Here is a 10,345-nt window from a genome sequence, read left to right on the forward strand (position 1 = left end):
CGGCGCACCGCGTCCGCGAGGTCCGCCGCGCTCGCGTAGCGGCCCTCGGGGTCGAAGCTCATCGCCCGCGCGACCACCTGCGCGAGCTCTGGCGGCACGCCAGGCCTCCGCGCGAGCGCCTCCGCCGCGCGGCCCGGCTCGGGGTCCTCGCCGGTCAGGCAGAAGTACAGCAGGGCGCCGAGCGCGTACACGTCGCTGCGAACGCTCGTCTGGCCGAAGCCGAACTGCTCGGGCGGCGCATAGCTCCGCGTCCCGAGCTTGAGCGTGTCCGAGTAGGCGCCCGGGCGCCACGCGCGGGCGATGCCTAGGTCGATGACCACGAAGGTACGGTCGATGCCTTCCTCGCCGCCCGCGACCATGACGTTGGACGGCTTGAGGTCGCGGTGGATGAGGGGCGCGCCCGTGCCCAAGCCCGCGTGGAGGCACCCCACCGCAGCGGCGACCTGGGCGATCGCATCCTGGGCGAGCTCAACGGAGGCTCCGGCGGCGCGCACGTAGTCCTCGAGGGTGCGTCCGGGGAGGCGCTCCATGAGGACCCGGGTCTTCTTTCCATCGTTCGAGCAGGCTGCGATGCGCGGGAGATTCGGCGACCTGAGGCCACACCGCTGTGCACGGAAGAGCAGGTCGTAGGCCGTTCCGAGGCCCGTGGTCGCGTCGATCTCCTTGTACACGAAAGGCCCGAGTTCGTCGCCGCCGCGCCCGCGGAAGGTCGCCGCCTCCGTCAGCTCGAAGTCGGAGCGCTTGAGCACCTCCAGCACGTGGAGGCTCCCCTCAGGCGCACAGGACCCGGCCGCGTCAGCCGCAGCCGGGTCCTCAACAGCGGAGCCCTCGGCGCCGACGCCCATCCTGCCAGCGACGGACTCGAGGTACGCCGAGAGCTCCGCATCAAAGTCCGCATCGTATGTCGCGTCGTCGCGTTCCATACGTTCGATACTAGCCTCTCTGGGGAGCGCCCGCGCCTAGCAGACGGTCTTCTCGCCGAAGCGATAGAGCTCCTCGTTCACCTTCTGGAGCGAGCAACCGCGGTCGATGCAGAAGATGATGATCGCGTCGCGCCGGTCCTTGCAGTTGAGCGCGCTCACGCCGGCCGCCGCGAGCGCGCGGTTGGTCTCGCGCAGCGTCAGCGCCATGGCGAAGGCGATCTGCAGGACCTTGTCCCTGCTGGGGTTTCGCGCGCCGGTGAAGATCTGATACCCGAACGTCTCGTTCAGGTCCGCCATGCGCACCACGTGGGCGCGCTCGAGGTCCTTCTCGGCGAGGAGCTGGTTCAGGTAATCGGAGAGCGAGACGGCCGGGAAGTCGTGGCTCGCCACGTAACCGTCGATGCTCGGCGCGTCGAGGAGCTCGGCCAGGAGCTCCTCGGTCAACTTCTTCGCCGCCATTCGTCCTCCTCCCCTGCCGGCTTCGCGCAGTGGCTCGCGTGTAACCCCATCTTAGGAAAGGGCCCAGCTCGCCGCAGCGGTCTTTGAGAGCATGTTGTCGAAGTAAAGCGCCTTGGAGAGCGCACCAGCAAAGTAGATGTTGCCGGAGACGGTCCCGCCCTTGGCGAGCGTGCCCGAGCTCAGGACGTCGGTCTCCTCGCTGTAGAACGCGGTGGACTGCTGGGCGCCGTTCGCGTCCTCGCACTTCCAGTCATAGATGTTATAGTCCGCGCCGTCTTCACCGTTGTTCACGTAGGTCACGTGGATGCCGGTCATCGCGGCGCCATCGTAGTTGGTCAGGCCCGTCTGGACGGAGTCAACCGTCACCGAGAGGCCGCTCGGCAGGTTGACCGTCGTGCCGATCGCGAGGTTCTCGGTGGAGTCCTCGGCTTTGTCGTCCTTCGCGGCGTCGGGCGCCGCGTCGCCCTTCGACGCGTCGGCGGGCTGCTCTTGCTGGGCAGATGAGTCCACGGGAGCGGTGGTCGTGGTCTTCTTGCCGCCCATGGACCCGATGACGCCTACCACAACCAGCACCACGATGACGATCGCGATGATCTTGCCGACGGGTTTCTTGCCTTCTTTAGCCATGATTCCTCCTGTGCTGTTCCCCCGGCGTCCTGCCGGTAAGGCACATGGTGATGCTCGAGAGGAGGGATTTCATTAGCTCGCGGCTAATGTCAAGGGGAAGCTTCAGAGATTGATGCGCGTCAGCAACGCGGAGCAGGGATCTCGCACAAAAAACGGCGCCCCTGCCGGGACGCCGCCAGATAAGAACCATGTATCAGCGCAACATCGCGCGCGACTACACCAGGCGCGCCCAGCGCTTCTTGCCGGACTGCACCGTGACGCCGGCCGAGAAGAGCGCGGGGTCGACGTTGTAGCACTTGGGCGCCACGGGCTCATGGTTGATCTTCACGCCGCCGCCGTCGATCAGGCGCCTGCCCTCGCCCGCGGACTTGCAGATGCCCAGGTCGGCGAGGAGCTTGGCCAGGTAGACCTTGCCCTCGTCGTTGGTCTCCACAACGGAGAGAGGAAACTCGGGCATGTCCTCGGGCTCCTCGCCCTTCTTGAACTGAGCGTCGAAGGCGGCCATGGCGCGCTCGCCCTCGCCCGCGCCGTGGTAGAGGTCGACGATGTTCACGCCGAGCTCGCGCTTGAGCTTGTAGGGGTCGGCGGTGCCGTCGGCGAAGGCGGCGTCGATGGCGTCGATCTCCTCGATGGTCTTGGTGGAGCACAGGCGGTAGTACATGGGCACGATCTCGTCCGCGATGGACATGACCTTGCCGAACATGTCGGCCGGCTCGTCGGTGAGGCCGATGTAGTTCTTGTAGCTCTTGGACATCTTCTTTACGCCGTCGGTGCCCACGAGCAGCGGCATGGTGAGCGCGACCTGCGGCTCCATGCCCTCGGCGCGCATGAGGTCGCGGCCGGCGAGGAGGTTGAAGATCTGGTCGTTGCCGCCCATCTCGAGGTCGGCGCCGATGACCACGGAGTCGTAGGCCTGCAGCACGGGGTAGATGAACTCGTGCAGGGCGATGGAGCGGCCCTCGGTGTAACGGTTGTGGAAGTCCTCGCGCTCGAGGATGCGGGCCACGTTGAACTTGCTCATGAGGTTGAGCATCTTGCCGAGGTTCAGCGGCTTGATCCAGTCGCCGTTGTGGACGATGGTGGTCTTCTCGGGGTCGAGGACCTTCATAGCCTGCTCGACGTAGGTCTGCGCGTTGGCCTCGACCTGCTCCTCGGTCAGCGGCGGGCGGGTGGAGTCGCGGCCGGACGGGTCGCCGATGAGCGCGGTGCCGTTGCCGATGATGAGCGTGACCTTGTGGCCGAGGTCCTGGAACTGGCGCATCTTGCGCAGCGGGACGGCGTGGCCCAGGTGCAGGTCGGGCGAGGTCGGGTCGACGCCCAGCTTGATGTTCAGGGGGGTGCCCTTCTCGAGCTTCTTTTTGAGCTCGTCCAACGGCACGATCTGCATGGTACCGGAGGTGATGACCTTCAGCTGCTCTTCGACGGGAAGCACTACTCTGCCCTCCATGGGTTATTCAATCGGTATTTACACAGCCTTATACAATAGCGCAGGTCAGGCGGTGGGGCGCTCCACAACGTCACAACACCGCCGCATTCCCAAACGGGCGCCTCGCGCGCGCACATTATAATCAGCTCTATATGTGAATCGACTCCCTCAAGGAGGAGCTTTATATGGGCATTCGAACCCGCAGGGCTCATATGCATTCCAGGACGCACATCGTCGGCTTCGGCGCCGCCGGTGTTGTCGGCTTCATCGCGCTTCTGGTCATCGCGCTGTGCCTCTCGATGGGCGCCGTGATCAGCAACTGGCTGGAGGACCTGCCCGACTACACCTCGGCGGACTCCTACCTCGTCGCCGAGCCGACGCGCGTCTACGACGCCAGCGGCAACGAGATCGCGACCTACTACCTCCAGCAGCGCCGCTCGGTCGAGCTCGACCAGGTCTCCCCGTACGTCCTCAAGGGCACCGTGGACACCGAGGACAAGCGCTTCTACCAGCACAACGGCGTCGACCCCCAGGGCATCATGCGCGCCTTCGTCGGCCAGGCGACCGGCCGCGGCGAGCAGGGCGGCGGCTCGTCCATCACCCAGCAGCTCGTCCGCAACACCATCCTTTCGGACGAGCAGTTCGAGATGTCGCTCAAGCGCAAGGTCCGCGAGGCCTACATCGCCATCCAGATGGAGAAGATGTACACCAAGGACCAGATCCTGAACATGTACGTGAACACCATCTACTACGGCAACGGAGCCTACGGCATCGAGGCCGCGAGCATCACGTACTTCAATAAGCACGCGAGCGAGCTCACGCTCGCCCAGGCGGCCACGCTCGTCGGCCTGCCGAACTCCCCCACCCTCTACGACCCGTTCCGCAACCCGGAAAACTGCGTGAGCCGCCGCAACCTCGTCCTCGACCGCATGCTCGAGGCGGGAGACATCAGCCAAGAGGAGCACGACGCGGCGCAGGCCGAGGAGCTCGTCACCGACCACGGCGAGCTGACCGACAACACCGGCTCCTACCCGTACTTCACCGACTACGTCAAGCAGCTTCTCCAGCAGAACTTCTCGAGCGACACGATCCTGCAGGGCGGCCTCAAGGTCTACACCACGCTCGACCCCGACTACCAGGCCGCGGCCGACGCCGCCGCCCACAGCGTCGTGGACAAGGCGGGCAACGACAACGTCGACGCCTCGCTCGTCTGCGTGGACAACTCCAACGGCTACATCAAGGCGATGGTCGGCGGTCAGCACTACGACACCGACCTCGACAGCGCCAAGGTCAACCTCGCCACGAGCAAGTTCCAGGCCGGCTCCTGCTTCAAGCCGTTCACGCTGCTCGCCGCGCTGAACGACGGCATGAGCCCGACTGTCATCCTCAACTGCAACTCGCCGCTCCAGGTCGACCCGACCTGGAAGGTCCAGAACTTCCAGAACGCGTCGTACGGCTACATCACGCTCGACCAGGCGACGCAGCACTCCTCCAACACCGGCTACGCGCAGGTCATCGAGGCGATCGGCGTCGACAAGCTCATCAGCATGGCCAAGCTCGTCGGCATCGACTCCACGATCGATCCCTACGGCACGTCAACCCTGGGCACGTCTTACGTGTCTCCGCTCGAGATGGCGGAGGGCTACTCCACCATCGCGAACAACGGCGTCCACCACGACACCGTCGCCATCGTGAAGATCGAGAACCGCAACGGCGGCGTCGTCTACCAGCACGAGGACACCTCCGATCAGGCGGTTGACTCCGCCGTCGCCGAGGATGCCCGCAAGGTGCTCGAGAACGTCTGCAACGCCGGCTACACCGCCTCCACCGTAAAGAGCATGTACAACGCAGACCAGCCCATCGGCGGCAAGACCGGCACGACCGAGAAGTACGACAACCTCTGGTTCTGCGGCTTCTCTCCTCAGATCACCACCATCGTGCGCTTCGGCAACCGCAACGGCAGCACGAACACCTCCTACTACCAGGGAGCCCACGCCGACACCCAAAACACGTCTCAGCCGATCTGGGCCACCTTCATGAACTCGGTGCTCAGCGGCAAGAGCCGCCAGGAGTTCCCCGAGTCTGACCACAAGGCCGAGTACAAGTCCAACAGCTCCTGGACCTTCTCGAAGACCGAGGCCTACGCGAACAACGGGTATTACAGCAGCTACGGAAACAGCTATAGCAGCGACGGTGACGGCTATGACAGCGACGGCGGCTATAGCGGCAACGGGTACAGCAGTTACGGCGGCAGCGATTACAGCGGGAACAGCTACTCGCAGCAGTATTCCGGCGGCAACGATTCCTACACGGGCGGCAGCGGGACCACCTACACCGACACCACGGGCGGCGGGAACAGCACGTCCGGCAGCACGTCCGGCAGCACGTCCGGCAGCACGTCCACCGGCGGCGGCAGCGGCACAGGCACCGAGACCGGCGGCACTACCGGCGGGGACGGCGGCGGCACGCAGTAAGCCGGTTACAGAGCGGCTCGCACAGGCACGGGCGCGGACTCATCGACGAAGATAGTCCGCGCCCGCGCTGTTTTCTGCGATTGAGGCGCGCGGCTTGGGCTCCTCCCTTGGCTTCACGCCAAACTATTGTGTCCGTGGTTTACTTTTGCGCGAGGACGGAGAGGCGGGAGCGGAGCTTCTCCGCAGTCGCGACGGAGTCGGCGACCACGAGCACCGTGTCATCGCCGCTGACCGAGCCGAGCACGTGCTCGAGCTCGGCATCGTCGATGGCACCGGCGACGCCCGAGGCGCAGCCGGGCTGCGTGCGCACGACGACGAGGCTCTCCGAGCGCTTGACGCTCACCGCGAACTCCGAGAGCATCCGCTGGAGGTGCAGGTCCTCGGCGAGCACGTAGGATCCCCCGGGCAGCTTCTGCAGGTTCAGGTAAGAGACGTCCCTCGAGACGGTCGCCTGCGTGCAGTCGAAACCGCGGGCATGCAGCTCGTCCACGAGCTCGCGTTGGGTACGGATCGAGCTTTCCCTCACGATCGAGCGGATGGCCGCGGCCCGGCCGTTCTTGGTGCCCATATAGCCCGTTCCCTTCTTTGTAGCGGACGCTCGCGGATTTGCGCGGCGGCAAGAACCCTCCCGAGCGTGCGTATGTCGTACCATTTGAGAGATTATCCCACAGCAGCGATTTTCGGAGGCCACATGCCTTACGACACACCCAACTCGCGCCGAGGCGGAAGCAGCACGCACGGAGACTCCAGAAGGCGCGGGGGCGGACCCGTCTCCGGCGGCATGGGCAGGCCCTCCGGCAGGATCGACCTGAACGGCTCTTATCACGGGCCCCGTGGCACGCAGCAGCGACCTGGCGGCAGGCCGGGCATGGGCCGCAGGTCGGTCCAGAAGGGCCTCGGTCACGGCGGCTATCCGCTCCGCTCGCAGAGCATCAACTTCCAGGGAAGCCGCGGGCGGCGCGCGTACGACCGGAGGGTCTTCATCCTGGCCGGGCTCGCGGTCGTGCTGGTCATCTTGCTCGTCGTCGGCATATCCAGCTGTGTGCGCGGCTGCTCCGCCTCGGCGTCGGATCAGGCCACGGGCGACCAGAACACAATCGACGCGCGCGTGGCGGCCGGCGTGACGGACGACCTCACGAACCGCTTCAAGGACCAGCTCGACCGCAACGACCGCTTCGCGCAGATCGCCGCGCACGCAAACGAGTACGACGACCAGTCGCTCCTCGAGCTCGCCCTCGACGAGCCAGAGGCGGTCGACTTCGTGGCCAACTACCCCAACGCCCAAAAGACGGGCCAGTCGTACACCGACGCCGTAAAGAAGGGCAACGCCCCTCAGCTCTACGACTGGGACATCCGTTGGGGCGCCGTGCCCTACGGCGACCATGCCCTCGCGATCTCGGGTTCCGGCCCGTGCGCGTACTCGATGGCCTACATGGGGCTCACCGGCACAGGCGACAAGACCCCCGCAGACATGGCGCAGCTCGCCGTGGACGCCGGTGCGGCGAAGGGCGATTCCGGGACGGACGCGGGCTTCTTCGAGTCTTCCGCCGATGGGCTCGGGCTCGCCGTCAAGTCCCACGAGTCGAGCTCCGAGAGCATCTCGCAGGTGCTCGACGCGGGGACGTATCTGCTCATCGAGGCGAAGGCCGGGACGCTCACCGACGACGCGCACTGGGTGCTCGCCGTGACCGAGAACTCCGACAACTCCGTCGTCGTCTACGACCCCACCTCCCCCGAGGCGTCTGCGCACCCGTGGTCGCCCGCGACTCTTGCCGCCTCGTGCGACAAGTTCTACTCGGTCTCCGTGAAGTCAGCCTCGTCCGACCAGACGTCGTCGAGCGAGCAGTAAATCGAACAAAGAGCGCGCAAGAGGCGCGCAACGCGGAGGGCAGTCTGCACAGCTCAGGCGTTGTGCAGACTGCCCTCTTTTGGTGCAGGCTGCACTCATGATTATTTCCGGCTGTGCAGTCTGCACTCGCGAGGTGCAGTCTGCACTGCCGGAAAGAAGTGGACGCTGCCCAGATACCTGCCGTCCGCACAAAGAAGGCCGCGGCCCTTGGCGGGACGCGGCCTTCTTTCTGACGGGTCATCGTGAGCGGCTCGCAAATCGCGATTCGTCGCAAGCGGCTCGCCGCGAGCAGCCCACCTATGCGGCGCAGGCCCTACGAGAGGATCTTCTTCGCGGCGGCGTCGAGCTTGTCGCGAACTGCCTCGGACTCCTCGCGCGTGGCGCCCACGCTGAAGAGGTACGCCTTGACCTTGGGCTCGGTGCCGGACGGGCGGAAGATGACCTTGTTGTTGCCCTCGAGGCGATACTCGATGACGTTCGCGGGCGGGAGGTTCTGCGGGGCCTCTTTCTGCAGGCCGGAGACGCGCGGCATCTCGGGGCCGGTGGCGTAATCGGTCATGCCGACGACCTTGTAGCCGGCGATCTCGGTCAGCGGGTTCTTGCGCAGGCCGTCCATGATCTCGGCCATCTTCTGCGCGCCGGAAGCGCCCGGGAAGGCAGCGTTGACGGTGCCGTTGAGGTAGTAGCCGTACTTCTGGTACAGCGCGTCCATGGCCTCATAGAGGTCCATACCTTTCGCGGCGTAGTAAGAAGCCATCTCGACGCAGAGCATGGTCGCCACGATGGCGTCCTTGTCGCGCGCGTGGGTGCCGACGAGGTAGCCGTAGGACTCCTCGAAGCCCATGAGGTAGCGGTCCTCCTCGCCCTCATCCTTGAGCTGGTCGATCTGGTCGCCGATGTACTTGAAGCCGGTAAGCACGCGGCGCATCTCGAAGCCCCAGTCCTTCGCGAGGGCATCGGGCATCGAGCTCGAGACGATGGTCGAGACGGCGACCTTGCGGCTCACGTCCTCGCCGTTCTCCTTGGCCATGTTTGCCAGCCAGTCCATGAGCAGGACGCCCATCTCGTTGCCGGAAAGAAGCACATAGTCGCCGTCGTGCGGGATTGCGGTGCCCATGCGGTCGGCGTCGGGGTCGGTGGCCACGACGAGGTTGGGCTTGACCTCCTCGGCGAGCTTGAGGGCGAGCTCGAGGGCGGCGCGGAACTCGGGGTTGGGGTAGTTGCACGTGGGGAAGTTGCCGTCCGGCTCGGCCTGCTCGGGGACCACGTGGACGTTCTCGACGCCGATCTCCTTGAGGATGCGGGTCACGCACTCCATGCCCGTGCCGTTGAGCGGGGTGTAGACGACGGAGTAGCCGTCGGACGCCTTGAAGCCGGGGACCGAGACCTTCTTGATGTTCTCGATGAAGGAGTCGAGGACCTCCTCCGGGGTCCACTCGACGAGGCCCTTGGCCAGCGCCTCGTCGAAGTCCATGGCGCCCGCGAAGGCCTTGAAGGGGTCGGCCTTGGCGATGTTGTCCGAGATCTCCTTCGCGGCCTCGTCGGTGATCTGGCCACCCTGGTCGTTGTAGACCTTGTAGCCGTTGTAGGCGGCGGGGTTGTGGGAGGCGGTGAGGACGATGCCGGCGGAGGTGCCCAGGTGGCGCACGGCGAAGGACAGCGTCGGGACGGGCTCGATGCGCGGATAGACGTAGACGTGGACGCCGTTGGCTGCCAGGATGCCGGCGGCGACCTTCTGGAAGTCCTCGCCCTTCAGGCGCGAGTCGCGGGCCAGGGCCAGCGTCGGGTGCTCGTAGTGGGCATTCAGGTAGTCGGCGACGCCCTGGGTGGCCTGGGCGACCACGTAGACGTTCATGCGGTTGGTGCCGACGCCGAGCGTGCCGCGCAGGCCGGCGGTGCCAAAGGCGAGGCTGCGGTAGAAGGCGTCGTAGAGCTTGTCGCCGTCCTCGGCGACGAGCCCCGCGAGCTCCTCGGCCAGGTCAGTCTCGTGAACGTTGTCCTGCCACGCCTTGACGGTGGCCTCGATGGTCTGATCCATGTGTGACTCCCCCATTTCCCGGGCGCGCGGGTTGGCGCGCGCCGACTTCAGATAGGTGGCTCTTATTGTAATTACCACAGAGGATGAGGGGCCGAGAAGCCCGCGCGCATCCGCGAACGGTCGGCGGCTAACCGCGGCGGACGATGTAGGCGTGGTGGATCTTCGCGTTGCGCTTGAAGTCCTCCGGGATGGTGCTCGCCGTGATGTCCTCGATCACGACGCCGGCCTTCTGCAGCGCCTCCACGTCGGGCTTGAAGCCGCGCAGGTTGCACGAGAAGATCGCGCAGCCGTTGCGCGTGAGCAGGCGCGAGACGCCGATGATGAGCTCGGAGTGGTCGCGCTGGACGTCCCAGCTGGACTTCTTCATGCGCTGCGAGTTCGAGAACGTGGGCACGTCGCAGAACACGAGGTCCCAGCGGTTGCGCGTGTGGCGCTGCTCGGAGACCCACTGGATGACGTCGGCCTGGACGAACTCGTGCTCGGGCCCCGTGAAGCCGTTGCGGGCCATGTTGCGCCGCGCCCAGTCGAGGCTCGGGCGCGAGAGGTCCA

The 10,345-nt window shown here is 65.8% G+C and carries 8 protein-coding genes and 1 pseudogene; 2 read left to right on the forward strand and 7 right to left on the reverse strand.

The window, feature by feature from the left end:
* The 4 genes from ACT84W_RS01820 to tyrS all read right to left on the reverse strand — a co-directional run.
* Nucleotides 1–923: serine/threonine-protein kinase (locus ACT84W_RS01820; protein ID WP_444328001.1), on the reverse strand; the 923-nt coding region annotated here is incomplete at its 3' end.
* Between the two features lie 36 nt (nt 924–959).
* The gene (locus tag ACT84W_RS01825) at nt 960–1,382 is read right to left on the reverse strand and encodes an XRE family transcriptional regulator (protein WP_417575917.1); all 423 of its coding nucleotides are present in this window, start codon (nt 1,380–1,382) and stop codon (nt 960–962) included.
* A 51-nt stretch (nt 1,383–1,433) separates the two neighbouring features.
* Nucleotides 1,434–2,009, reverse strand: a complete 576-nt coding sequence (locus ACT84W_RS01830; RefSeq protein ID WP_417575918.1) for a DUF4352 domain-containing protein — start codon at nt 2,007–2,009, stop codon at nt 1,434–1,436.
* A 214-nt stretch (nt 2,010–2,223) separates the two neighbouring features.
* Nucleotides 2,224–3,441, reverse strand: a complete 1,218-nt coding sequence (gene tyrS, locus ACT84W_RS01835; RefSeq protein WP_417575919.1) for a tyrosine--tRNA ligase — start codon at nt 3,439–3,441, stop codon at nt 2,224–2,226.
* A 179-nt stretch (nt 3,442–3,620) separates the two neighbouring features.
* Here tyrS and ACT84W_RS01840 point away from each other — a divergent pair, with 179 nt between their 5' ends.
* Nucleotides 3,621–5,909 (forward strand): transglycosylase domain-containing protein, encoded by a 2,289-nt coding sequence (locus ACT84W_RS01840; RefSeq protein ID WP_444328002.1) that lies wholly within the window; start codon nt 3,621–3,623, stop codon nt 5,907–5,909.
* 139 nt (nt 5,910–6,048) lie between these two features.
* Here ACT84W_RS01840 and ACT84W_RS01845 read toward each other — a convergent pair whose 3' ends face one another.
* Nucleotides 6,049–6,477 carry an arginine repressor gene (locus ACT84W_RS01845; RefSeq protein WP_444328003.1) on the reverse strand — a complete coding sequence of 143 codons (429 nt, stop codon included), beginning with the start codon at nt 6,475–6,477 and terminating at the stop codon, nt 6,049–6,051.
* Nucleotides 6,478–6,600: 123 nt separating this feature from the next.
* Between ACT84W_RS01845 and ACT84W_RS01850 the strand changes: the two genes are divergently transcribed.
* Nucleotides 6,601–7,758 (forward strand): hypothetical protein, encoded by a 1,158-nt coding sequence (locus ACT84W_RS01850; RefSeq protein WP_417575922.1) that lies wholly within the window; start codon nt 6,601–6,603, stop codon nt 7,756–7,758.
* A gap of 313 nt (nt 7,759–8,071) precedes the next feature.
* On the opposite strand, the gene ACT84W_RS01855 is transcribed toward ACT84W_RS01850, so the two are convergent.
* Both ACT84W_RS01855 and ACT84W_RS01860 read right to left on the reverse strand, forming a co-directional pair.
* Nucleotides 8,072–9,796 (reverse strand): phospho-sugar mutase, encoded by a 1,725-nt coding sequence (locus ACT84W_RS01855; RefSeq protein WP_417575923.1) that lies wholly within the window; start codon nt 9,794–9,796, stop codon nt 8,072–8,074.
* 127 nt (nt 9,797–9,923) lie between these two features.
* Nucleotides 9,924–10,345: pseudogene (locus ACT84W_RS01860) on the reverse strand (RNA methyltransferase); the annotation flags it as partial.

Source organism: Paratractidigestivibacter sp., from assembly GCF_052362415.1.
In the GTDB taxonomy this organism is placed as follows: Bacteria; Actinomycetota; Coriobacteriia; order Coriobacteriales; family Atopobiaceae; genus Paratractidigestivibacter.

What these genes read in the sequence shown, in the direction of transcription:
- ACT84W_RS01825 (WP_417575917.1), bottom strand. Translation starts at nt 1,382, where the DNA reads ATGGCGGCGAAGAAGTTGACCGAGGAGCTCCTGGCCGAGCTCCTCGAC.
- ACT84W_RS01830 (WP_417575918.1), bottom strand. Translation starts at nt 2,009, where the DNA reads ATGGCTAAAGAAGGCAAGAAACCCGTCGGCAAGATCATCGCGATCGTC.
- ACT84W_RS01840 (WP_444328002.1), top strand. Translation starts at nt 3,621, where the DNA reads ATGGGCATTCGAACCCGCAGGGCTCATATGCATTCCAGGACGCACATC.
- ACT84W_RS01845 (WP_444328003.1), bottom strand. Translation starts at nt 6,477, where the DNA reads ATGGGCACCAAGAACGGCCGGGCCGCGGCCATCCGCTCGATCGTGAGG.
- ACT84W_RS01850 (WP_417575922.1), top strand. Translation starts at nt 6,601, where the DNA reads ATGCCTTACGACACACCCAACTCGCGCCGAGGCGGAAGCAGCACGCAC.
- ACT84W_RS01855 (WP_417575923.1), bottom strand. Translation starts at nt 9,796, where the DNA reads ATGGATCAGACCATCGAGGCCACCGTCAAGGCGTGGCAGGACAACGTT.